28 protein-coding genes and 1 pseudogene are annotated in these 23,097 nt (G+C 41.0%); 16 read left to right on the forward strand and 13 right to left on the reverse strand.

Going from position 1 to position 23,097, the window contains the following annotated elements; all coding sequences use genetic code 11:
* Positions 1–111: 111 nt before the first annotated feature.
* The gene (locus ATG70_RS02600; RefSeq protein ID WP_098442818.1) at positions 112–2,517 is read left to right on the forward strand and encodes a M14 family zinc carboxypeptidase; all 2,406 of its coding nucleotides are present in this window, start codon (positions 112–114) and stop codon (positions 2,515–2,517) included.
* A gap of 158 nt (positions 2,518–2,675) precedes the next feature.
* On the forward strand, positions 2,676–3,398 hold the full coding sequence (locus tag ATG70_RS02605; RefSeq protein ID WP_257147593.1) for a DUF421 domain-containing protein: 723 nt from the start codon (positions 2,676–2,678) through the stop codon (positions 3,396–3,398).
* 126 nt (positions 3,399–3,524) lie between these two features.
* Here ATG70_RS02605 and ATG70_RS22130 read toward each other — a convergent pair whose 3' ends face one another.
* Positions 3,525–3,692, reverse strand: coding sequence for a DUF4021 domain-containing protein (locus tag ATG70_RS22130; protein WP_142329542.1), 168 nt, complete (start codon positions 3,690–3,692; stop codon positions 3,525–3,527).
* A 285-nt stretch (positions 3,693–3,977) separates the two neighbouring features.
* Between ATG70_RS22130 and ATG70_RS02610 the strand changes: the two genes are divergently transcribed.
* The gene (locus ATG70_RS02610) at positions 3,978–4,784 is read left to right on the forward strand and encodes a hypothetical protein (RefSeq protein WP_098442819.1); all 807 of its coding nucleotides are present in this window, start codon (positions 3,978–3,980) and stop codon (positions 4,782–4,784) included.
* 78 nt (positions 4,785–4,862) lie between these two features.
* On the opposite strand, the gene ATG70_RS02615 is transcribed toward ATG70_RS02610, so the two are convergent.
* The 4 genes and pseudogenes from ATG70_RS02615 to ATG70_RS02630 form a co-directional block, all read right to left on the reverse strand.
* A complete protein-coding gene (locus ATG70_RS02615) occupies positions 4,863–6,809 on the reverse strand; it encodes an ABC transporter permease (protein ID WP_098442820.1) in 1,947 nt (648 codons plus the stop codon).
* Positions 6,799–7,563, reverse strand: a complete 765-nt coding sequence (locus tag ATG70_RS02620) for an ABC transporter ATP-binding protein (protein ID WP_098442821.1) — start codon at positions 7,561–7,563, stop codon at positions 6,799–6,801. Before ATG70_RS02620 ends, ATG70_RS02615 begins: the two co-directional genes overlap by 11 nt.
* Before the next feature lie 102 nt (positions 7,564–7,665).
* Entirely contained in the window at positions 7,666–8,670 is a 1,005-nt protein-coding gene (locus tag ATG70_RS02625; protein WP_098442822.1) for a sensor histidine kinase, read from the reverse strand.
* Positions 8,667–9,349, reverse strand: a pseudogene (locus tag ATG70_RS02630) (response regulator). Before ATG70_RS02630 ends, ATG70_RS02625 begins: the two are co-directional and overlap by 4 nt.
* Before the next feature lie 291 nt (positions 9,350–9,640).
* Between ATG70_RS02630 and ATG70_RS02635 the strand changes: the two are divergent.
* From ATG70_RS02635 to ATG70_RS02645, 3 genes are all read left to right on the forward strand, one after another.
* Positions 9,641–10,207, forward strand: a complete 567-nt coding sequence (locus ATG70_RS02635) for a tetratricopeptide repeat protein (protein ID WP_098442823.1) — start codon at positions 9,641–9,643, stop codon at positions 10,205–10,207.
* A gap of 88 nt (positions 10,208–10,295) precedes the next feature.
* A complete protein-coding gene (locus tag ATG70_RS02640) occupies positions 10,296–11,408 on the forward strand; it encodes a hypothetical protein (RefSeq protein WP_098442824.1) in 1,113 nt (370 codons plus the stop codon).
* A gap of 90 nt (positions 11,409–11,498) precedes the next feature.
* Positions 11,499–11,771, forward strand: coding sequence for a hypothetical protein (locus tag ATG70_RS02645; protein WP_098442825.1), 273 nt, complete (start codon positions 11,499–11,501; stop codon positions 11,769–11,771).
* Between the two features lie 41 nt (positions 11,772–11,812).
* Here the strand turns inward: ATG70_RS02645 and ATG70_RS02650 are convergent, their stop codons facing one another.
* The 4 genes from ATG70_RS02650 to ATG70_RS02665 all read right to left on the reverse strand — a co-directional run bounded on the left by ATG70_RS02650 (position 11,813) and on the right by ATG70_RS02665 (position 13,991).
* A complete protein-coding gene (locus tag ATG70_RS02650; protein WP_257147594.1) occupies positions 11,813–12,436 on the reverse strand; it encodes a sterol desaturase family protein in 624 nt (207 codons plus the stop codon).
* 1 nt (position 12,437) lies between these two features.
* Positions 12,438–13,124 (reverse strand): GntR family transcriptional regulator, encoded by a 687-nt coding sequence (locus tag ATG70_RS02655; RefSeq protein WP_098442826.1) that lies wholly within the window; start codon positions 13,122–13,124, stop codon positions 12,438–12,440.
* Between the two features lie 223 nt (positions 13,125–13,347).
* Positions 13,348–13,626 carry a DUF5344 family protein gene (locus tag ATG70_RS02660; RefSeq protein ID WP_098442827.1) on the reverse strand — a complete coding sequence of 93 codons (279 nt, stop codon included), beginning with the start codon at positions 13,624–13,626 and terminating at the stop codon, positions 13,348–13,350.
* Positions 13,623–13,991, reverse strand: a complete 369-nt coding sequence (locus ATG70_RS02665; RefSeq protein ID WP_179886160.1) for a YwqH-like family protein — start codon at positions 13,989–13,991, stop codon at positions 13,623–13,625. The genes ATG70_RS02660 and ATG70_RS02665 overlap by 4 nt, the downstream gene beginning before the upstream one ends.
* A gap of 413 nt (positions 13,992–14,404) precedes the next feature.
* Between ATG70_RS02665 and ATG70_RS02670 the strand changes: the two genes are divergently transcribed.
* Positions 14,405–14,671 carry a hypothetical protein gene (locus ATG70_RS02670; RefSeq protein ID WP_098442829.1) on the forward strand — a complete coding sequence of 89 codons (267 nt, stop codon included), beginning with the start codon at positions 14,405–14,407 and terminating at the stop codon, positions 14,669–14,671.
* 66 nt (positions 14,672–14,737) lie between these two features.
* Here the strand turns inward: ATG70_RS02670 and ATG70_RS02675 are convergent, their stop codons facing one another.
* Positions 14,738–15,679, reverse strand: a complete 942-nt coding sequence (locus ATG70_RS02675; RefSeq protein WP_098442830.1) for a hypothetical protein — start codon at positions 15,677–15,679, stop codon at positions 14,738–14,740.
* A 444-nt stretch (positions 15,680–16,123) separates the two neighbouring features.
* Here ATG70_RS02675 and ATG70_RS02685 point away from each other — a divergent pair, with 444 nt between their 5' ends.
* The 5 genes from ATG70_RS02685 to ATG70_RS02705 all read left to right on the forward strand — a co-directional run bounded on the left by ATG70_RS02685 (position 16,124) and on the right by ATG70_RS02705 (position 19,257).
* Complete coding sequence (locus ATG70_RS02685) at positions 16,124–16,606, forward strand: competence protein ComK (RefSeq protein ID WP_098442832.1); 483 nt, start codon at positions 16,124–16,126, stop codon at positions 16,604–16,606.
* 86 nt (positions 16,607–16,692) lie between these two features.
* A complete protein-coding gene (locus tag ATG70_RS02690; protein ID WP_098442833.1) occupies positions 16,693–17,694 on the forward strand; it encodes a hypothetical protein in 1,002 nt (333 codons plus the stop codon).
* 186 nt (positions 17,695–17,880) lie between these two features.
* Positions 17,881–18,060, forward strand: a complete 180-nt coding sequence (locus tag ATG70_RS02695; protein WP_098442834.1) for a hypothetical protein — start codon at positions 17,881–17,883, stop codon at positions 18,058–18,060.
* Positions 18,057–18,368 carry a hypothetical protein gene (locus ATG70_RS02700; RefSeq protein ID WP_098442835.1) on the forward strand — a complete coding sequence of 104 codons (312 nt, stop codon included), beginning with the start codon at positions 18,057–18,059 and terminating at the stop codon, positions 18,366–18,368. Before ATG70_RS02695 ends, ATG70_RS02700 begins: the two co-directional genes overlap by 4 nt.
* Before the next feature lie 61 nt (positions 18,369–18,429).
* Entirely contained in the window at positions 18,430–19,257 is an 828-nt protein-coding gene (locus ATG70_RS02705; protein WP_098442836.1) for a DUF2785 domain-containing protein, read from the forward strand.
* Positions 19,258–19,284: 27 nt separating this feature from the next.
* On the opposite strand, the gene ATG70_RS02710 is transcribed toward ATG70_RS02705, so the two are convergent.
* From ATG70_RS02710 to ATG70_RS02720, 3 genes are all read right to left on the reverse strand, one after another.
* Positions 19,285–19,821 carry a hypothetical protein gene (locus ATG70_RS02710; protein ID WP_098442837.1) on the reverse strand — a complete coding sequence of 179 codons (537 nt, stop codon included), beginning with the start codon at positions 19,819–19,821 and terminating at the stop codon, positions 19,285–19,287.
* A 197-nt stretch (positions 19,822–20,018) separates the two neighbouring features.
* Positions 20,019–20,453, reverse strand: coding sequence for a hypothetical protein (locus tag ATG70_RS02715; protein WP_142329543.1), 435 nt, complete (start codon positions 20,451–20,453; stop codon positions 20,019–20,021).
* 328 nt (positions 20,454–20,781) lie between these two features.
* Positions 20,782–21,132, reverse strand: a complete 351-nt coding sequence (locus tag ATG70_RS02720; RefSeq protein ID WP_098442839.1) for a hypothetical protein — start codon at positions 21,130–21,132, stop codon at positions 20,782–20,784.
* A gap of 337 nt (positions 21,133–21,469) precedes the next feature.
* Between ATG70_RS02720 and ATG70_RS02725 the strand changes: the two genes are divergently transcribed.
* The 4 genes from ATG70_RS02725 to ATG70_RS02740 all read left to right on the forward strand — a co-directional run bounded on the left by ATG70_RS02725 (position 21,470) and on the right by ATG70_RS02740 (position 23,086).
* On the forward strand, positions 21,470–21,880 hold the full coding sequence (locus tag ATG70_RS02725) for a GNAT family N-acetyltransferase (RefSeq protein ID WP_098442840.1): 411 nt from the start codon (positions 21,470–21,472) through the stop codon (positions 21,878–21,880).
* Between the two features lie 110 nt (positions 21,881–21,990).
* A complete protein-coding gene (locus ATG70_RS02730; protein WP_098442841.1) occupies positions 21,991–22,173 on the forward strand; it encodes a hypothetical protein in 183 nt (60 codons plus the stop codon).
* Between the two features lie 42 nt (positions 22,174–22,215).
* The gene (locus ATG70_RS02735) at positions 22,216–22,437 is read left to right on the forward strand and encodes a hypothetical protein (RefSeq protein WP_098442842.1); all 222 of its coding nucleotides are present in this window, start codon (positions 22,216–22,218) and stop codon (positions 22,435–22,437) included.
* A 127-nt stretch (positions 22,438–22,564) separates the two neighbouring features.
* Positions 22,565–23,086 carry a GNAT family N-acetyltransferase gene (locus ATG70_RS02740; protein ID WP_098442843.1) on the forward strand — a complete coding sequence of 174 codons (522 nt, stop codon included), beginning with the start codon at positions 22,565–22,567 and terminating at the stop codon, positions 23,084–23,086.
* Positions 23,087–23,097: the final 11 nt, after the last annotated feature.

The following is a 23,097-nucleotide window of genomic DNA, read 5'->3' on the forward strand; positions in this document are numbered from 1 at the left end:
ACCTACCTACAAAAGACCTACGCGTAATCAGGAAGAATGTCGTATACAAAATATTGAATAAGAGTTATAAAATAGAATTTAGACTATTTTGATAAATCTAGGGGGAATGGGATGAAGAAGCAACTAATTGCTGGTGCTGTGATGCTGGGTCTATTTGCTACACCGATGGCAGGGTCTGCATCTGCAGAGACGAGCTGGAAGAATGTGAACTGGAACGAAACGTTACAGGAGGAAGATGGGAGCCCGTTTAATAGTGAAAACTATGATTTTGTGAAGTACTCTGAAGTTAATGAAAAGCTTAAGGAGATTGAGAAAAGCAGCAATCGAATTACCGTAGAGACGCCTGCTCAGTCATCAGACGGACAGGATCTTTATGTGGTTACGGTTTCTGATCCAGAAGCAAAAGGGAAATTTGGCTACCAAAAAGCATTGAGAAAGAAGATGTTTAAGAGCCCTGATAAAGCGCAGACGTTTATCGAGAAGCATCCTGATTTTAAAGTGCCCGTGATGATCAATGCTTCGATTCATGGAACGGAGTTTGTTGGATCTGATGCAGCGCTTCAACTGATTGAACGATTTGCAACGGCGGATGATGCGAAGACAAAGGAGTTACTGGAGAATCACATTTTAATTTTTAACGTGGTGGCGAATCCAGATGGGCGAATTGATGCGACTCGCTTTAACTCAAACGGAATCGATTTGAATCGCGATTTTATTACGCAATCTCAAGTTGAGACGAAGCATACGGTTAATTTGATTAAAGAATGGAATCCGATGGTGTTTCTTGATTTACATGGCTATGTGAAAGCGTATGGCGGAGAAACAAGTCCTGGTTTAATTGAACCGTGTACACCGCCACATAACCCGAATTATGAATATGATTTGTATTCAAAGTGGGCCATGGACCAGGCGGAATCAATGGAAGGAAACATTGTTGATCATCGCAGCGAATACGATAACACGAACACAGGTACATCTAATGTGAATTATCAAACGATGACGGGTACATACATACCGCAGCGTGACGACGAAGCAGGCTGGGATGATTATCCTCCGATCTTCACACCGATGTATGCGATGTACCACGGTGCTTATGGGTACACGCTTGAAGCCCCGACAAACGATTGGGACGGCGTGAAGTGGCACTATGATGCAGTAATGGGAGCGCTGGAGTTTTCAAATGATAACAAAGAAGAGATGATTAAGGATCAGATCGAAGTGTTTAAGCGTGGGATCCAGTTCGACCACCCGTATCATACAGAAGGCTTTTTCCCGAAGGCTTATATTCTGCCTGTAGATGAAACGGATCCAACTGCGACGGAAAAAGCAGTGGAGCACCTGATGTTCAATGATATTGAAGTGTCACAAGTGAAAAAATCATTTACGTTTGATGGAGAAACGTATCCTGCAGGCACTTACATCGTCGATATGAGTCAGGCAAAAGCAGGACTTGCGAACACGATGCTGTGGGATGGAGAGGATATCACGGATATTACGCCAGCCATGTATGATATTTCAGCATGGAACCTTCCAGAACTATGGGGCTTTGAGGCGATTGAAGTAGAGGCAGAGAGTTCCTTTAACGTAAAGAAGTTTGATGTGAAGAAGGTAGATGGAGATGGTCAATTAATTGGGGATGGCCCTTATGTGATCCAAAACTCCTCTGTAAAAGCAGTAAATCTGGTGAATACGCTCATTGAAAAAGGGTTTGATGTTCAGTGGGGAGAAGATGGTGCGTTCTATGTTGATGAAGCACCGACGCCTGAGTTGAAGAAACTCGTCAAAGAATCTGGTATTGAGGTTACGACAGCCTCATTAGTGGAAGGAAAAGAACTCACTTCTCAAAACGTAACGATTTTAAAAGATGGTGGGATTTATAAAGCACAATCTCATGCTGGAACACGATTGGCATTAGAGCGATTAGGTTTTAATGTTACGGAAATCACGCCACGAGAACTTGCGGAAAATGGTCTTGGTGTTACGGATGTGTTTTTCTATAGTGGAACGTCTCGTTTGATCTCCTACAACAATACCGAGGCCAATGCACCGTTTGCTTTGGAGAACGAAAGCCAATACGAGGCGTTTAAGCAACAAATTCAATCTTTTGTAGATGGTGGCGGCAAGTACGTTGCAGTAGGAGCTGGTGCATCAGATGCGTCGAAAAAGCTAGGAGTAACCGATGTAACGGTGAACAAAGGCTACTCAAACAGCAACGGTATTGTAAAAGTGGACTACGGTTCTGAACTATTAACGTCAGGATATGGGTTGGATGATTACGGTTTTGTGTATCAACCGGTTTGGTATTCGAATGTTGAAAATGTAGACGTGCACGCTTCGTTTGATACTGGTGACTTCTTTGTCGCTGGTCACTGGGAGAACCGTGACGCAGCGGAAGGTCAGCCGGTTATTGTGAAAGAACGTGAGCAAGACGTTACGTTGATTGGAGTAGAAGCTGGGTTCCGTGATCATACAGATGATCTGTTCCGACTTCTTTCGAATGCGGTGTTTAGTGAGTAAAGCAGGAATCAGTGGGGGGGGGCCCTCACTGATTTTTTATGTTATCTCATTTAGCTGGGGGGAATGAATTTATACCCAGCTCAGATTCGTGGATTTGAATTATGCATGAAGCTCCTTATGGGCATGATGAGCTTATACGTAAGAAAGAGGTGCTCATCATGGAAATAGTAATGGATGCCTTGAAGGTGATTTTTCGAATCGTGACGATCCTTCCTTTAATGCTGGCCATAGGACTTTACATGGGAAAGCGCTCGATTGGTGAACTTCCCGTGTTTGATTTTCTTGTCGTGCTTGTTTTTGGTGCGGTCGTAGGTGCGGATATTGCAGATCCGAACATTGACCATATTCACACGGTCGTCGCGATGATTGCGATTGCTCTTTTGCAGAAGCTCATTATCAAAATAAAGCTTAAAAATCAGAAAGCTGGAAAGCTGTTTACGTTCGAACCAACTGTGGTGATGTACCAAGGGAAATTCCTAAGGGACAATATGAAACACATTCAATACTCGATCGATAATATTCTCCAAATGCTTCGTGAAAAAGATGTTTTTCATACAGATGATGTGGAACTGGCAATCGTGGAGGCGAATGGAAGACTTAGTGTGAAATTATACCCTAGTAAAGAAACGCTGTTGCGAGAAGATATGGCGATTTACAAGAAGGGGAATGATTATGAGATTCCGGTTATATTGGATGGGCGCGTTCAGAAAGATTTGTTGAAACATATTGGACGAACCGAAGCATGGCTGATGGACGAGCTTCGGAAGGCCGGGGACATAAAGGCATCTTCTGTTTTTTACGCGGGTATTACTGGTGAGGGAAAGTTTGTTATTTCTTTGAAAGATCAGGCGTTAAAAGATGTTCCGCCTGTTAACCATTAAGATGGGGAAGTTATTTGGTCGCAATGAAGATCGTGTAAATGGTAAAGGCGTGTCAGCGATGACACGCCTTTTTCGTATGTTTGAGGATGAAAACAGGATAACTGATGCTCACCGTGGGATGAGAAACTATTGCTTCTGATTTTTTCGGTGTTGATCTTCTTCTTTTGTTTCAAGCATGCCATAGTCACCATTCATCGCCTGTTCATCTTGATCGACACCAAGATCCTCTTCATTGACGTACGACTTCTTAAGAACAGTTGGCTGGTTTGCGAATTTTTTCTTGTTTAATTTCATTAGAATCACCTCTAGTAATTAGGATGGCTGATTGGTGGATGGATATACGTGTTGAGTAGGAGGATTCGGGTGGTTCGGGTGGTGACAGGCACTCGCGAATGGTGTCGATATAGGTTAATGAAAGGAGTCACTGCGATTGTTGTTATTGGGGTAGCGCTTATTTACCAACAAATCATAAGAATAGGTCTCGTTGAGTTGAGCCTTAAATGCAACAATATTGCAATGTGAAGAGGAGCTCTTTCTTACTATATAGAAGTAGTTTTTACGTTCGAAGGAGGCTTTCACATGAATTATGCTGTGTCTATCACTGATACAAAGAAGACGGATGAAATTGAACAGAGTGGGTTAACAGTTTTAAATTATCTTGAATCCTACCACGAGTCTTTGAACCAAATTACTTCGGTTCAGGAGCAACCAAGAGGCATTGTTTTTCACGATTTAGAATCAGCGACAAAGCTGTATTCAACCATTCCGCTTCCAGCTTATACGTCGAGAGATTTGATTCATCTCACCCCACTATTGGAAACTTGGAAACAAATTTACTTAACAACGACGAATGGCGTTAAAGAAGCGGAAGATTATTATCGGAATCTAGAGATGGTGGATGTCGCTGAAATTGCTGCTCATGAATTCACGCATCATGCGGATTTCTTTCATTCTGAGTTTGAAGATTGGGATGAGAATGCGAGTGACATGTGGTTTGAAGAAGGGATCTGTTTCTATTTACCGCGTAAGCTCTTAATGTCTAAGGAGCGATTTGAGAGAGTGATGGAGGTAGAGCGACTGTTAGTAGAGGCTTATAAAGAAGAGTATGGTGAGTATTCGTTAGATGCCTTTGGTGAAGCGGGGTATCGAGGTGGAGATAATTTGGATTACTCTGCTGCATTTTATGACTACTGGAGAAGTACAAGAACAGTTACAAGACTAATCGATGAGTATTGTGAAGGGGATGTGCAGAAGCTGATCGACTGCTATCGAGAGTGGGTAGATGGTGGAGAGAAAGGCTTCCTTCAGGATTTCTTTATTGAGAGATTTGAGATCTCAGAAGAAGTGGGGAGAGGTCTTTGGTTACATACTCGTGGGACGGATTAAGTGATGGAGACACATACGGAATTTTGTCGACAAATTTAAACATAAAGCGGGTGGTGCCAGGCACCGCCCGCTTTTTCTTTATAGCGCTTCTCGAATGACTTTTTTGTAGTAAACGACGGATAAGCCGCCAAAGATGGAGTAGAGCAACGTATATATCCCCATCACGATCAGCATAGGTGTATAGAGTTCGGTTCCGAAAAAGAACCAGCCGGATCGCACGGCAAAGTATCCGTGTAGTAATCCGACAACAAGTGGGATACCAAAGTTCACCATCTGCTTGCCGCGAATGCCCCGTGAAAGATCAGATTGGGTGAAACCAAGCTTTCTAAGAACGGTATAATTCGGACGTTCTTCTTCTCCTTCATTCATCTGTTTAAAGTAGAGAATGCAGCCAGATGTAATTAGGAATGTAAGGCCGAGAAAGCCAACGATGAACATGATAAGGCCCATGTTTTCCTTTTGCTCTTGGAAGGCTTCATATTGGGAGCTTCTCCCCTGGTCATCTTCAAAGGAAAGTGACTGGAATAAGTCGGTTGCTTCAGGTAGCTTTGAGTCGTTTTCCAAGTTATACCCGACATAGGTGAAAGGTTTATCTTGAATTTCTTCATCTATATCTTTTTGAAGAGAAGCAAATGTCGTTTCATCGACGATAACCGTAGGGAGCCCGCCATTAGAATAAGAATAGGGGAGAATATAGTCCTGTTTGAGACCAAGATAGTTCTGAGCCGTCACTTCTTCTTTTCCTTTTAGTTGAATGATCCCCTCGTTTTCAAAGCTAATCACGGTATCAAGAATTTTACTAAAGCCAGTAAAAACCGCTTCATCAGGAGAAACATCAATGTCAGTAAGGGTTTCATCACTGATTACAGGTAAGATCATTTCACTAGCATCAAATGCAGTGTTAGACGGTTGTTTCGCAACAATGTCTTTAGTTAAAACCGTTACTTGAAGAACGTCCAACTCATTGGTCGTGAAGTCGTAACCCTTTTCATTCAGTTCCTTTTTAAATCGATTCACATTCTGCTCTTCCGCCAGTGAGAAATGGTCAGGAATATTTTGTTTAGCTGTTTTTTCAGCCGAGTAATACGAAATATAGCTGAGCGAAGAAAGGGCGATCGCGAGTGCTGACACAGTCGTAATGATTGTAAGAAGAAGCGAGTTCGATTTCATACGAAACATGATTGATGATAGCGAAAGAACATCGTTAATGTTCAAATAGCCTTCTTTTCGTTTTCGAAGCAGGTTGGCAACGAAACGGATCGACCCTTTGTAGAAAAGGTACGTGCCAAGGATGACGCTTCCTAGAATGAAAATCATCACAATCAAAAGCTCAGTCATTTCTGAAAAATCGCCATCAAACATTTTGCTGGATAGGTAATAGCCTGCAATGATTAATACGAGTCCGAGCACGCCCATAATGATTTCCCGAATGGAAATCCCTTTTATTCGATCTTCCGTTTTTGATGTCACTCGAAAAAGGGACAGAATGCTTTGAGCTTTAATAAAGATCCAATTTGTTAGCATAATCACACCAAAAATGGCGAAGAAAACGATAACGGTCTGCACGAAGGCCGCGGTGGAAAAGTTTAAGCTCGCGACACCATCAATCCCGGTCGCTTTAAAGAGGACCATTTGAATCAGCTTGGAAAATGAAAAGCCAACGAAAATTCCAATGATCATCGATCCAATATAGATAAGCAAATTTTCTACCGTTAAGATCCGAAAGATGCGTCCTTTTGTCATGCCTATTAATTGAAACAGTCCAATTTCTTTTCCTCGTCGTTTGATAAAAATGCTGTTCGCGTAGACGAGAAAAACAGTAACGATCACAACAAGCATAACGGAAGCAGCTTTGATAGCGGCTGTCATTTTAGCGGAGGTTTCCATGTTGTCGACACCAGGGTTATATTGAAGAGTGACGAAGGAAAAGTAGAGCCCGACACTAAAGACAAGGGCAAAGACGTACAGGTAATAGTTTTTCAGGTTCTTCTTTAAGTTCTTCAGGATCATGTGATTAATGTTCATATTGTACACCGCCGAGCACGCCCTGCGTTTTCATAATGTCTTTTAAAAACGATTGGCGAGATTCAGACCCTTTATTAAGCTGGGTGTAAATCCGGCCGTCTCGAATGAAAATGACACGACTACTGTAGCTAGCTGCGACAGGATCGTGGGTGACCATTGCAATCGTCGCTTCACGCGTCTGATTTAAGTCGCTTAGCTTATTCAAAAGATCAGATGCCGACTTTGAATCAAGTGCCCCGGTTGGCTCGTCAGCAAAAATGATGCTTGGATTGTGAACAAAGGCCCGTGCCGCTGAAGTACGTTGCTTTTGCCCTCCTGAGATTTCGTTCGGATATTTATCCTGGATGTCATGAATGCCGAGTTCACCTGCGAGCGCATCAAATGCTGCGGTTGCTTCTTTTTTAGAAACTTTTGCAATTGAAAGGGGAAGCAGTACATTTTCTTTCACCGTTAACGTATCAAGCAGGTTATACTCTTGAAAAATGAACCCAAGATGACGTTTTCGAAATTCAGCAAGCTGCTTTTCTTTTTGCTTCGTCATTTCTTGTCCTTCAATCTTAATCGATCCACCACTCACGCGATCGATGGATGACAGTACGTTCAGTAGTGTCGTTTTTCCAGAGCCCGATGCGCCCATGATGCTGATAAACTCGCCACGTTCGATCGAAACGTCGATTCCCATCAATACATCTTGTTTCATAAACTTATTTCCAAAGCTTTTTTGAATTTTGCTTGCTTCAAGTACGTTGGTCATTAAATTCCCTCCAATGAATTGCTGATACGTTTAGTATAAAGAGGGGCATTCCATCTTTCCTTCGATTCGCCGAACAATAAGTGAAGGCGTGTGACATTGTTGTCACATGCCTCGTATTTGGTCAAAATCATTTCGTTCTGGGAAGGTGAGTGTAAAAGTGGTACCCATTCCTGGTTCTGAGATTACATTGATGTTTACTTTTAAATGATCTGCAATTTTCCTTGTCAGATAGAGGCCCATTCCTGTTGCAGCTGAATCCTGATGGTTCGCAGTTGATGTAAAACCTTTCTCGAAAATGCGAGGTAGGTCACGTTGCATGATTCCGCGACCCTTGTCCTTTATGAGAAGGACAGGTTGATTGTCCTTCATTTTGCTAACAATCGAAATGTCACTGTTTTCACTGTATTTCACAGCGTTTGTCAACAGTTGACGGAGCATAAAAGCGAGCCATTTGGCATCACTTAATAGCTCAGTGACGTTCAAATCGAGATCAAAGCCAATGCCCCGCTGTTTGCACCAGGTACGTAAGGGTGTGATTTCATCGACTAGCATTTGTTCAAGATTTACTTTTTCTATATACAAGTCGTTTTCAATTGCTGGCATACGTTTGTGGTGAAGTTGCTGATCAAGTAGAAAGTGAATCCGAAGCCACTCGTAGGTAAGCTGCTCGTTTAGCTCACGGTCTGCGACACGGTCCATCAGCAAATGAAGCGCCGTCAGTGGCGTTTTTACTTCATGGATCCATGTGATGAGGTCATCTTTTTCGACTTCAAGCTGGTGCTTCATGTGACTGGACTCATCTTTCAGCTGTTCAATTTGTTCCGATGTCACTTGCTCCACCACTTTTTCAAACGGGCTTGTCGCCTGTGGGATGCTTGTGATGTCAAAGTTTGTTTCTCGGTCTTCCAGCTCCTGATAGAATTTCGTTTCTTTAACGAATCGCAATCCTAGAAAAAGAAAGAAGAGGAGAGAAGTTAGAAAAACAGCATATAACATTGATGTGAAAGGGATTGTCGCATCAACATATGTAATGAGAAGAAAGCACGCTTCTATGAAAAGGATAAATAGTATCCAACTACGTCGTTCTTTAAAAAATCGCCACATCATTGCGTTTCTAGAGCCATATAGCCCTGACCTACCTTCGTTTGGATAGCATCACCAAGCTCGATTTCTGCGAGCTTTTTTCGAAGACGATTCACGTTAACTGTTAGGGTATTGTCACTAACAAAGCGCTGATCATCCCAAAGTCGATTGATCAGCTCATCCCGCGTAACGATTTTGTTTTTTCGTTCTATGAGCATAAGGAGAATGATCATTTCATTCTTCGTTAACTCGATCGCATTGTCATCGATCGTTACGCGGTTCCGCTCTGAATCGACTGTAGCACCATGCCAGGTTTTGAGCGTGTTCGTCTCAGTATTGTAATTGTAAACGCGCCTTAAGATCGCCTGAATTTTGGCGACAAGCACCTCGAAGTGAAAAGGCTTCTGGATAAAATCATCAGCTCCAAGATTCATCGACATCACCATATCAGTAGGATGATCGCGTGAGAGAGGAAGATGATCGGAACATTTGAATGATCCCGGATCATCCGGCACCAGTGAAACCCGTCAAACTTTGGGAGTTGAATATCGATGATTGTAAGGTCTGGTTTTACTGTAGAGAATTCTTGCATCACCTGACTGAAATCATGAATGCCATAAACCTCATAAGACCACTGCTCCAATCGCTCCTTCATTTCCTGAAATAATGATGTATCATCTTCAATTAGTAATAGTTTAAACAATCTGTCCACCACACTTTGCTTCGTTATCTATGTTGATTATAGCAAATAATTGGAAAGCGGTAAGGAACGGGAAGAGGTTAAACTCCAGTCGACAAATTCTAACAAAAACCGGGTGGTGACAGGCACTCGCAGCTAGCGTATCCTTAAAAAGGATGAAATTAGAAATTGGGGGAGTACGATGAGTTGGTTCAGTCGAAATCAGAATGAGATCAAGTTCACAGAGCTTGATGAAGAAACTCGTGAAAAGATGTTAGTATTTACGGGCAAGCGTGATGAGGTTTATGAAAAGAAGTGGGAAAAGCTATCATCAAAGAAGTCGCCTATTTCGTGGATCTATCTGTCCTTATTTTTAAGAAAGCACTACCTGGTTCCACGATTGGCCATGCTTATATTGTGTTAGCTTTGTTTGCGAATAAACTGTATTTTGATTTTGCGTTAAACAAAATAAAGAAGTTAAAGAATCTTTATCCTGACCGTGATGAACGTTTTGAAGTGTTAAGAAAGCGTGGAGGTGTCAGTTGGCTATTTGCGCTACTGTTTGTTGTGGTCATGATGGTCTATGGTTTTGGGATCACGTATTTAGAAGAGGAAGTTTACTATTCTTATATGGAACCGAAATTTACTGAAGCTGCTGAATTACAGGACTCAGGGAAACTCGATGAAGCCATGGACATCTACAATGATATCGAAAATGATAATGTAGCTGTGCCATCCATTCATTTTAACAAGGGGCTTATTTATGAGGAACAGGGAGAATATGATCAGGCGTTAAGTGAGATGAATACATATCTTAGTCTAGAGCCGGATGATCAGGAAGCGAAAGGGATTAAAGACGAGATTAAAGCTAAAATAGATTAAATGTAAGGGGGGGGGCAGGTACGTACCTGACCCCCTTACAATAATCTTGTAAACTAGTGAAATTGAAAGAAGATTTGGAGGGAAGAAAGTGAATGTCTATCAAAACCGAGATGACCTCGTTTTTTCTTATTTGCGATTAAAATCCCCTCGCTTCATCCGTTGGAGCATATTAGTGATCACGCTAGTAGTGTTAGATCTCTTTGGTTTCTTTCCGTTATTAAATAATGCTGGATCACTGATCGTGATGTTAACATTATTTAGTATTGTGGGGATCCTGAACTTTTGGGCGCTTCAGTTGTTTTTAGACCCATATGAGTATGAGTCTGGCTATTATTTGTATCTTGCAGTTTTCGGTGTGATCACAACCATTCTTTTTGTTCTCGTTGATGAACAGGTTGTTTCTCATTACGTTTCGGGAAATGAACGAACTTACCTCTTGATGGTCAATGGACTGTTGCTTCTCATTCTGACGGGATGTTTTCATTTATTGAATCGGAATCTTTTGTATGGGGAAGAGTACGATCAGGACAAAAATACAAGTGCGAATCGCAAAATAACAATGGTGAGTGGCGTGCTAGCTGTTTTATACATACTGGGGCATGTTGGACTTCTTATTATGGGAGATGCCCCGATTCGTCATTTTATTGTTCTAACGTTATTAACCTTGTTCACTGTGGTAACAACGTATCTGACCACCTTTTTTCACCGATATCGCTTTCTTAGAAAGCATGTATCGGTTCTTGAAAAGCGAGATGCCTATTTTGGACTACCGAAACATCTTCGGATTCCTGAGTATGAAGGTGATGCTTTTACGGTAATCATTTTCAATGATATTGATATGGATGAGGAGCGTTTTATTGAGCTTGCGGGAAGTTTTACGGAAGAGGGGGCTGAAGAAGTTCAGCTAATTGAAATGGACGAAGAAGTAAGACGTCAGCTAGAAAAACGTTTTCCACATCAATCGATCCAGCAAGAGGGATTTGCTGTGATTAAAGTAAATCGCGAGCGTGTACTCAAAAACCTTCGAGAGCTAAAGAAAAGAACGATGCTGAAAAGTCTTTATCGCAACATTCCTCATCAGGTGTATGAAGAAACGAAACATGAAGCGATGTTTCATTTAAGTGATGCGGTGTTTTATTCAACGAAGGAAGAAGAAGTGAAGGCGTTCTTAGCGAATGGAGGGGGTCAGGTACGTACCTGACCCCCTTCGTGGACATTTGTCTTTTTTTACATAATTCTCCTATTTTGATCAATAATAAGGGAAAGGCGGTTGAAATAAGGAGTTGATCCTATGAACGAGTTAAACCAGCAAGTATTACGCGAAGCGCATCAGGCTTGCGGAGAAATAGAAACCATTCGTCAGCAGTTGCTTGATGCAAGGCAACAAGGCGATCAGGCGTTAGCTCAACGGTTTGAGCAGGAATTAATTCGAGCGGAGCAAGTTGCGAGAGAGTGTCAACGGAAGCTTCAACAAACGACAGCAGGTAGTCTTGAGGGAGAACAGATTCTTCAGCAGATCACTCATGACTTACACTCGTGCGGTCAGACGCTGCGGCAGCGATAGCTCTATCAAAAAAAGCTGACTTGACGTCAGCTTTTTATGTTTTATAAGGATGTATATTTCCTCTGCTCCAAATCCTTTGCCGTTTGGCTCATCTGCACATCTTTTTCCTTTTTTAACGTGCCGAAAAGAACATCAACAAATGGTGTGGAAACCCCGTACCAATAGTTTTCATTTTTATAATGATGCAGGATATGCGTTTTTTTCAGCCACTGTCCGAACTTTGTTCTCGGTTTAAAGGGGCGATGGGCAATATAGTGTTTCCACTCATAAAAAAAGAACATGGCGAGCAGTCCTGTACTAAACGCAAGTGTGAGAAGAAGAGATCCTGAAATCCAGTAAAAAATCAAGCAGAGGAGAAACAGGTTTGGAAAGCTATACCAAATCGGCAGAAATAAAAGCTTTAAATCATTCGGTACTTTATGATGGTCATAGTGCAACCGTTTAATCAACTTTAATAGATAGGGGTTCTGAGGTGTTTTAATGTGAAATAAAAAGCGGTGGGTGAGGTACTCGCTAAACATGTAAGTCACAATTCCAATAAGAATGAAGAGTAGGACAATTGGAGAGAGCGTCATCGTCAGTAGAAAGCCAAGAACGATCAGAAACACAGCAAACATGAGTAAGATATCAGGATGAAAGATGAAGTCACGATACAACTGTTTCACACTACACGCCCCCGTTCATTTTCATTTTCCAAAGCTCTAAACTGGTTACCATCATCTGTTTCGTAAGCGTTTCAGCTTGAGTGAGGTCTCCTTTTAACGTTGCTTCGAGGAACTGTTCATAGTACTTTTTTGATGCTTTTCGATGAGAGCGTTCTAGAAAGTATTTCTCCGCCATTTTTCCATAAATGTTTTCGTAACTATTTAAGATGAGAAGAAAAACCGGGTTAGGAGAGAGCTCGGCAACGCTTTTCTGAAGCTTCCAGTCAAACTCAGCATATGATTTCGGATCGTCTGTTAGCTCTTGAAGTGGGATGAAAAGTGAAATCATTTGAAGTCTGTGATGGAGAAGAGCATCTCGGACGTAAGCCGGTGTTAACGTAATCCGAAGCTCTAGCATGTAAACGATAAACTCATCAGGAATCTCATCGTGGTGCTGAAGAATGTTCACGATCGTCATTAAATTCCCATGCTTCCAATAATCATTCACAACAGCTGGCGCTCCCTTTCGAATCGTAATCCACCCATCACGCTCCAAGCGTTGCAGGGCTTCGCGAATGGAAGGTCTGCCAACTTGGTAGTGAGTAGCGAGTTCTCGTTCAGGAGGGAGTGGGTCATTTGTGCGCCATTCTTTTTCTAAGATCGATCGAATAAGCTGTTTTGTGATCTTTTCGGAGGAACGTTCGATCATTATTTAGGTTCACCTCGGTTCTGGTAATACCAGAGTTTTTATTGGTAATACCATTATAAGGTATGAGAGCGGGGAATGGTGATTTTTGTTTGAAAATTCTTTCTTTTTTGGTTGAGCATAAAAAAACTCTGCGGACAATGATCCGGAGAGTTTTTTTAGTGTATACCAGATTTTTATGAAAAGTTCATTCAACATACTTTTTCCTGTGGCTAACCTGTACACATTAACGTATCTGCATAGAAGTAGAGAGCTCCTGGTCCGCATTCTCCAGTTGCTGCACTGATTCTCGTACGGTCTGGTTATTCAAGGTAAGGATTTCTTTGTAGGCGTTTCCGACTTCCGTTAGCATATGATTTATCTCATTTAATCGATTTACGACATCCAGCGTATTTCCTTCTCCGGTGTTCTTTGGTAGCTCTGCGTTAAAAGCGCTTAGGCTTTTCTCGATTTGGCTGATCGATTGTTCGACTTCACTAAATTTTACTAGCATTTCATTACTCACTTCGCATTTCTCCTTTCTCTCGCTTCCTCTTCTAACCGGTGAATTTCCTGGGTGATGTTAAATTCAAGCGTCTGGATTTCACGACGAAGGTGATCAGCTTTATTTTCCATTGTATTGAGTGCAGAATTCACTTGGTTAATCGATAATTCCTGATAAGACGCTTTCATATCTTCGCGTATATTTTGGAAAGAGTTTGCTAATTCGCCGGCCCAAGTAGTAGGCGTTAGCTCAGGTTGATCGACAAGCTGTTTATTTTGAATAAATTCTCCTTGTAAGCTATCTAATTTCACTAAGCTGGACTGGAGGCGGACGAGTTGAGCTCGCTTTTCAGCTATTTCTGATTGTAAATAGGATAAATAGGACATTTGCGCTATCCCCTTTGTAATAGTCATTAGAAAAATCATACTCAAGCAGTAGTATATGGTACCAAATGGAAGGGTTCTGGTAAATAGGTTGTTCTACCTGTTCGTGAGACTGACGTACGGGGTATTTATACCTATACCCGGGTTTCGATTTCTTTTAACCATATTTTTGTAAAAATGGTAATAGTGTTGCTGAGGGGGTTTTTATAGCGTAATAGAGTGTATAAAGCCTTCGTTTAATAATGAAAGGGAGTTAGGAGTTAAATGGTTAGGGTTTTCGTTTAACGGGAAAATACGGAGTAAACTCTGTTAAAGAATGTTCAAACTTTTGCCATAACAAAAACCACATTGGCGCTGTTATAATTAGGATAGAAGTCATGAATCAGTTCACCTAGAAAAGGAAAGAAGGAAGAATGATGAGCACAGAATCTGAATCTAAACTATTGTTTTCATTGAGCATTGTGCAGTTTATCCTATCTGCGTTAATACTTTTACTTCCGATTATGTATCTGATTACTCCTGAAGAGGAGAATTTACTATTATACGGTATTATGGGATTTGGCGTCATTAATCTACTTGCTGGTATTTCGAACAGAATCAAAGGGCAGCAGCGTTCTGGTATGTTTTATTCGATTGCGGGCGTTGTGCTGTTTGCGATTGGTGTTAGTTTGCTATTGTTTTAATTTAATGGATTCCTATCATAGACAGACCTATTCTCATCAGAGAGTAGGTCTGTCTTTGCGTTTCGTTTATATTTCCTCACTTAGCGTATAATTCACTCGTGCCATCATGTTGAGCGTTTCTTTTCTCACTTCAAGGTAGAGTTGCTCAAACTCCGCGCGATTTGTTTCCGGGTTTTCAAATTGTCCGAGCTGGCCACACATTGCTTGCACAGCTTGCATGCTTTCAAAAAGCTGAAGGTCCATTGCCGTTTGAGGGGCGGGAGGGAGGAGCGTTGGTGAACCAAGACTCTCTAACTCTTCTAAAAGGATTGGGAGTGCTTCATGATCGTAAGCCTGAGTCTGTACAATATAATCGAGATCACCAAGTGTTGGGGCGATAAGATACGTCATCTTAGTAATGCCTCTTTCTAAATTTGTCGCTTCTTCATAAGTGCGGTAAGTTAATTCTTGCCCTTGTAATTGGGTTGGCGTAGCACTAAGAATCAATTGGTACGCTTCTTCAATCTGCTTTTGATCCGTAAGCTCGTAAGCTTCCTCTTCAAGGATTCCAATGAAAGCATCCCCATAATTTGTAATGTTGCGCATGTTTTCGTTTTCTCCGCTTACAATGGTGCGAATTGGTTTCTCATCTAAAGGGAAATAAATGCGGCCATCCTCATCCATGTATTCTTCGACAATTTCTTTTTGAGTATGTTCATAAGCGATATTTCCGTCTTCTCCGTACGGTGTTTCAATCGAGATGGTAGGAATTCGTAGGAACTTCTTTTCAGTATCCGTTAGGCTATTAGTTGATGAAGGTGAATCTGGGGTGGGCGTAGCTGAATTAGTTGTGGTAGTATCCTTTTTGTTTTTCTTAGCTGAGGACGATTCTTCTGATGTGTTGGTATTGCTAGCCGCTGTTTCTTCAGTAGTAGCGGCTTCTGCTTCTTCATTTTGAGTCGCATTTTGGTTGTTATTACAGGCAGCTAATAATCCACAGGCAAGTAGGATAAGTAGGTACTTTTTCATTCGACTAACCTCACATTCGATTATGTTTTATTTCCTTAGATACCCATATAATCCAATGCTAAACAAATGGAAATTGGTTCGACAGGAAGTTACATATATCGGGTGGTGACAGGCACCGTAAGGTCTTCCTGGGTCTTATCTACTAAAAAAGTATTTGAATATTTCGGAACATTCATTATAATCAAGATTAAGGGTGGAAATATTTAGAAGATGACGAAGGTGTGGTGAAACGTCATCTTGCTGATCGTGAGAGGAGGTGATGAAGAAAGTGAATAGCATACATAAAAGCCCCAGAATGTTTTGTCTTGGAGGACACATTCTGGGGCAGTTGTTGGCGTCCAAACCAACAATAGTACAAGTATACCTTTTTCTTGTACAAAGGGGAACTGCAACGGAATCAGAAAGGGATCCATTGCCAATTGAAAACAGAAGGGAAAAGTAAACATGGTCAATATCGAGGCAGAAATCATGAATGACTATGAAATTAGTAAATCGACTCGGGCGATTGAAGTGGCGAAAGAAGTTGGATTTAGTTCGAGGATTTATGATCGAAGCGGGGTCTATTTATCAGAAACAACGCCAGTCGATTTAATTAGGCAGGCCTGTCTTGAAGCAGGCGTCACGTATGAAGGACGAAGAAAAGCAGTCATCTATCATTTAAAGTACGAACAGCAGACGCCAATTATTGTTTCGAATTGGAATGCGATTTCGGTTTTCCCTACCGAGTCACCTGAAAGCATTGATTGTTGCTGGGTATTTTACCAGCATGTTCGAGATACGTGTGCGATTACGAAAAATACAACAATGATTTTGTTTCAGGATGGCTTTGAATTAACGGTGCCGGTTTCGAGAGGAAGACTACAAAAACAAATGGAGCGCACGGGGCGCTGGGTGAGTCATTATTCGAATAATCCGGTTTATTGTTGAGAGGGTCGAGGGGTCAGGCACGTGCTTGACCCCTTTTTCTGTTAAACTATAGAAAAAATAGGGTTTTTATGGAAGGTGGAGGATGGATGGGTAAACGAGACATATCTGATAAAGAGATGTTAGCGTATTTACGATTTAGAACTCCGGAAGACAATCGAGTTACTATCATTTTCATGGTTTTATTTTTTATCGACTTCATGGGGTTCTTACCTTCATTGATTGGTTCGTTCTCCAAACTGTTTTTTATTGCTGCACTTGTGCCTGCAATCATTCTTAATCTATGGACACTCGTTTACATTCTTGCTCCTTTTAAACTGGAAAAGTCATTCCATCTTTTTATGGGGATTTTTTCAATAGTGAGTACCTATTTATATTGGCTTGGTATTGAAAAAATAATTTATATAGATATTGGGATAAAGGGAAATATTCCTTTTACGATTGGCTTATTTACATTGGTTCTTTGCCTCGCTATTTTTTATTTCTATACTCGTTATCGATTTCAGAGAGCAAAATATCCACAAACTAATAGGGAACGGGAAAAGCTAAGCGGATTTGACATTTTGGTAAGCGTTGCGATTATTATGGGATCTAATCAGTTATGGGGGTTCATAAATATAACGGGAGCGATGGTATCGTTTGTTCAAATAGGACTATTTTGTTTGCTATCGTTCATTACTCTACATATGATTGGAAGCCTTCATCATTATAATTTTATTAGAAAAAATATCAAAGTAGTTCAAAAGGTATACCCGGATTTTGAAGCAAGTAAAAAAGAGAGAAAAGCGCAGGGGGACATCTACACAATTGCCCTATTAAAAAGGGATGAATTATCTGATCGAGATATTCAATCCGTCACAGATGAATTAGGTGATCTTCAAAATATCTCTTCTGTAAAAGAAGTTAGGATGGAGAATTTTGATGTAGGTGGGTTACAAAATGTCTTTCAAAAGGTTGATCCGACAGTAGAGGGGATTGCGGTTATAAAAGTGGATGAGTCACGTCTTGAGGAAGAAAAAAAGAAGATGGAAAGAACGAAACGTTGGAAATATTTCTTTAAAAAATTCCAGAAAAAGAGTATGAGAAGGTAGAGAATCGTGTGCTTCTTGACCCGAAGCAGAGTAAGTTTTATGCAGAAAGACTGACAGAAGTTCGTGCTTTTTTGTTGAAAGAGAAAGGCTAGGGTGAGCAAAAACTATTTTTCCAATGAATTGAAGGTGTGCAAGAAAGACAACGAGAAGTAGTGAGATTACGAGTATCTAACTGGAGGTGTTTCGATGGAAGATGCAGTGTTCTGGATCATGATAGGCGGTGGTTTGCTATCTCTCATTGCCTGGGGGTGGTATTATGCCGCTCTTGGGAAAAGGATTTCGAAGGAAGAAGAAAAGGCAGGGCGAGATTTGACGTATGAAATCAATCCGTTTACAGGTAGCTCGCGTGGGGCTATGGATGGTTGAAGGTAAGGGAACAACTCGTTATGCTTGGAGAGCTACACGTGAAGAATGAAAGTAACTTTATAAGGATAATATATTTAGTTGTTGGGATCATAGGGCCTGTTGTGATCGGGGCTGGTTTTTTACGCATGCAGCTCGTAGTTGGTGATGTAGCCGGAGCATTTTGGATGTTAATGGGTTTTTTCTTAATCCTATTCTATATTGAATTTTTGGAAAAGAAAGCAGGATTAAGTGCTAAGTATCGATGGACGAGAGCGATCGCCTCGATGGTATTATTCGCAGGCTTCTCGTTTTATTTCTATTTACTCTAAGATATGGCTGCGTTAATACGCGGCTTTTTATTGTTTTTTAGCTAGTATAGGGGGCGACCAATTGGAATTAAAACAAGCTTTAGAAGAACTAAATCGAAATGAGTTTCAAGGAGATCTGAACGATCTTCTTATTCACATGCTTCACCAGATTGGTAGTACGGACCCTGTCTTAAGGGATGATCTCATCTATCCAACGTTTGGAAAGCTAGTTACAGAAGATTTTTTAACGAAGGAACAGCTTACATCTCTATTAAACACATGCCTTGATGATGAACACCTTTTTTATCGTATCGGTGAAAGAGGCACAGACTCGGTTTTTACACGTTCTTTCTCGGTTCTGGTCGTTGCGCTTATTATAGAAAAAGATCGGGAAGCGGGATTTCTTTCGGAGAATCGATTTTCTGCTGTAAGGGAAGCCAGTTTTCGGTATTTACGAGAAGAGCGGGATACGAGAGGGTATGTTGATATAAAAGGTTGGGCGCATAGCATCGCACATGGGGCAGATGTGCTAACGGAAGTAATCCGGCATCCGGTTTTTGATATCGAAAAAATGGATGAATGTCTTGAAGTGATACAGAAGTGTCTTTTTAAAGAAGCCACCACGTATGTAGATGATGAGGACGAACGACTATTGTTTGCGTTGGAGGCGCTTTTGGATAGAGGGTTGAAGGAGCAGCACCTTAGTAATTGGATTGAGTTGCTCTCAACAGAGTTAGATGGACTGTTTCAGCTGAAAGGATACAGTGTTGAATTCTTTCATCCAAAAGGAAATGTGCTACGTTTTATGAAAACTTGCTATTTTAGATTAATCATGAGAAACGAGTTTCTTGAAGCAAGGTATATGATTGAAAAAGTTGTGGAGAGATGGACGAGGAAGATTTATGGGTGACTGTTTAAAAAGAAACTTCCCCGTGAACTAGATTGACATCTCGTGTCCTCTTTTCCGATAGCTTCTCCTCGTCACTTCATCCCAGATAAAGAATAGGACGGAGCAAATACTTGCCCATAGAAAAAAGGCTGGTGCAACGAAAAAGGTTGCGAAGCCAAATCCTAGATGAATGAAAGCGGAAAGAACCATTCGAAAACGGCTCGTTTTTACAGAAAGGTACTCAGCCAAAATGGAGACGGGTAGTCCGTATAGTAGATTTCCAAGCAAGCTATAGAGTAAAACAACGATAAAGGACATGACGGTAATGAACGAGAATGCCTCCATACCAGCCATTGGAAGCGAAGAGAAAAAGAGTCCGATTGAAAAAGTTATCGATGTAAGAAGAGCGACTTTAAGTTTCCTCATTTTATTTTGAAAAACATGTTTTCTAAAGGCGGGGAATAAAAATGCTACCGCTAGAAGAGAGAGAAGCACTTTTAGAAAGGGGGCCGTCTCGGAGATCGAGATGATTAGAATAAAAAGCAAAATAGATATATAGAGTACAAAGCTATTTTTCTTAAGCATTATATTCACCTTCCTCTTTTTCTTTCATACATGCTCTTCATTGCTTTAGCGTAGCGGGGGTCAGGTACGTACCTGACCCCTAATGCTCTGATCTCCCCATATAATAGAGGAAACCTGCAGAAGATAAGATTGTAAGAATGGCAATGAACAGTCCCATTTTCTACACCTCCTTAAGGTTTTGAACAGTGAATAGCATACTACTTTCGCTGCTGAATAATCGAGTTCGCTATTTCTACCATGTCTTTTTTTGTGAAAGCCGCTTCTTCTTCTGATGGAGTGAATCCAACCACTTTATAAAGGACATTTTCGTTCTGACTTACCCACGTAATTGTTAACAGGTGACCATCTTCAGCTTCCGAGTAGAATCCTTTCATGTCATGATCAAGCTCCTGATTTGTTTCCTCAATAGAAGAGTCGATTCCTTTCTGGTCTTTAACCATTACATTCAACCGTTTTTCATCTTCTGCGTAATAAACATCGATTCCGTATGGTTCAAATTTTGTTTCTGCGACCGCTTCGACATCACTAACGTCCAATGGGATCGTCTCCATATCCGGGACGGTAACTTCACTTCTGAATTCTTCAGGAAGTTTCTCAAGTTCTGTCTTCACCTCTGGATAATTTTCTTTCAAAGAGTCTAACTGATTTTCCGTAGATGTTTCAGATTGCCCACTACAAGCAGCAAGAATTAGGATTAATCCGAATAAAACGGATGTAAATTTTAATTTTATATGTAACGCCTCCTCTATCATGTACTACGAGAGCGCTGTGAAAAATGTTTCAGATGTATGAGTATTTTGTTGTTTGCTACACAGTTATCACGCTACCAATTAAAGAATTCATTTACTCTAAATAGTATCGTTAGAGTGTAAGGTGATAACTAATAGACAAACTAAAAAGAGCGGCGAAGTGCCTGCGCATTCGCCGCTCATTTCTAATGGTGTAAAATTTTCACTCTGTTTAAGCTAGCTCGCGCTCATAAACAACTTCTTTCGATTCGATGTCGATCGCGTCTACCTTCATTTTAATAACCTCATTATTGTCATTCTTTTTCGCACCCCAGAGGCGGATGTAGTTCTCTGTTTTGTGATCTAGGAAATTTACTTGGACTGTTCTTACTTCTCCAATTTCCGCTTCTTTATCTTCAATCCAACACTCCTGGAACACCATCGTTTCTCTCGGTTGGCTTAAAAGGTAATCCTGCATGATCTTTACATATTCAGGGAAATTAAGCTCTCCGTTTTCAATGCAAATCTCATGAAAATCATTAAAGTCCGTAATATGGTAGCTTGCCTTTGATTCGTTCGTCATTGTTTTTTCCTCCTACAGGTCTTGTATAATAAAATACTATTTCCCCAAAAGTGAACGTTAAAAACAGGTAAAATTTTTGAGTAGCGATCAGCGGATCTTTCAAAGGAAAAAGACGCTATCTTAATAGAGAAATGACATGGATTGGTCATCGGAACCTTTTTTGATTCGATCTATTGAATTAAGATGTCAATGGATTTTTCATACAAAAAGAAGCGATTTAAATTTAAGAAAAGAAGAAAGTCTGAGCAACTTTTAAGAGGTGAATCGAATGGGTAAATTTATGAGGTGAAAATTCACAGCAACATGTTGTTAAATTAAAAAATAAGGAATGATCTTGATGGCACAATCCTATCAAGTTATTGATCGTTATCCAAGCTACGAAGAGTATGTCAGCTTATGTAAATCAGTGGGGTGGGAATTGAATTTTAGCGTGGCCGAAAAAGCGATACGTCACTCGCTTTATGCGGCTGTGATGATAGACGGTGAAAACGTCATTGGAATGGCAAGGATTGTGGGGGATGGAGCGATGTATTTTTACATTCAAGATTTTGTTATCCACCCAGACCATCAGCGGAACGGTGCAGGAAAGCAGCTGATGGAGAAGCTCTTTTCCTATTTGAAAGAGCATGCTCCATCTCCAGCGTTCATTGGACTGTTTTCGACGGAGGCGGGTAGCGGATTGTATGAGCAATTTGGCTTTCAACCGCGTGATTTGCAAGGGATGTTTCGACTAACCCCAATTGATTAGTGGGATAGCGGTGTCTTCAACGACACCGCCATTTTACGATAGATAGCTATTAGAATCGTTGAAACTTTATGGGCAATTGAACCGTATACTATAAAAAGGGAGGGATGAATATGGAAGCATTCTTTGTGATTTTTCTAGTTATTTTATTTATTGCTCTTGGATCGGCAAAATCAAAATCCTTGAATCATCGCAGCGGTGGAACGGATCATTCAAGCTACTATAGTGGAAGTCATCATAGTTCAGGTTGTGATAGCGGAGACGGTGGTGGCTGCGGAGGGGGCGGTGGTGAATAGCCTTCGTCTTCATTTTTTTAGTGAATGAGTGGAGGTTATCCATTGCTTAAAGCATTACGCATAAGTTGCGCCATTATGGCGGGTGGATTTGCAGTAGCTGTTTTAACTGGAAGCATCTTTCTTTTGCCGTTGATGCTCCTTTCACTTGGTCTTTTCATGACGGTAACGGGCTTTGAGGAATTAAATCGTGGTCAAAGAAGATCAGCGAAACTAACGTTTTGCGTTTCTGCCTTGATTATTTTCGCTGTGTTTCTTACCTTCTAGGGCTGTTAGTAAGCGTTTTAAAAAAGAAAACAGAACTATTGAAGCGTAAGTGGTAGAATGGAGAGAGTTCATAAAAAAACATACATAAGGTTGAGGGAAAGACTTTCCATACTGAAGGGAGCACCATGTGAAGACGGAGATTGTCCAATTAACAAAACCAACTGCTCAATTTGTGGAAGTCCTGAATCGTTGGGAAAATGATCGGGAATTGATACCGCTTATTCGTCCAAATAAAAGTCAGGAGGAATTAGATCGTCGCGAAACCATCACCCTTGAAGGGGTAAGGGATCGCCTGGAATACCAGCAAATTTTCCAGATATTTGTGAATCATGAAATAATCGGTGAAATGAATTACATGGTAGACCCTCCGCACCTCTTTAAGCAAGAATCAGGAACGGCGTGGATCGGGATTACAATCGGTGAACCTGAAGGCAGAGGCAAAGGAATTGGCTTTGAAGCGATCCAATATTTAGAAGAACACATTTACCAACAGGGCTTTAACCGGATAGAGCTTGGTGTGTTTGAGTTTAATACAAACGCGTATAAGCTTTATCAAAAGCTTGGTTATGAAGAGATTGGAAGATTAGAAGATTTCACTTACTGGAATGGAAAAATGTGGTCGGATATTCGAATGGAAAAGTATTTGTAATGAACAGTGCT

The organism is Bacillus sp. es.036 (assembly GCF_002563635.1).
In the GTDB taxonomy this organism is placed as follows: domain Bacteria; phylum Bacillota; class Bacilli; order Bacillales; family Guptibacillaceae; genus Guptibacillus.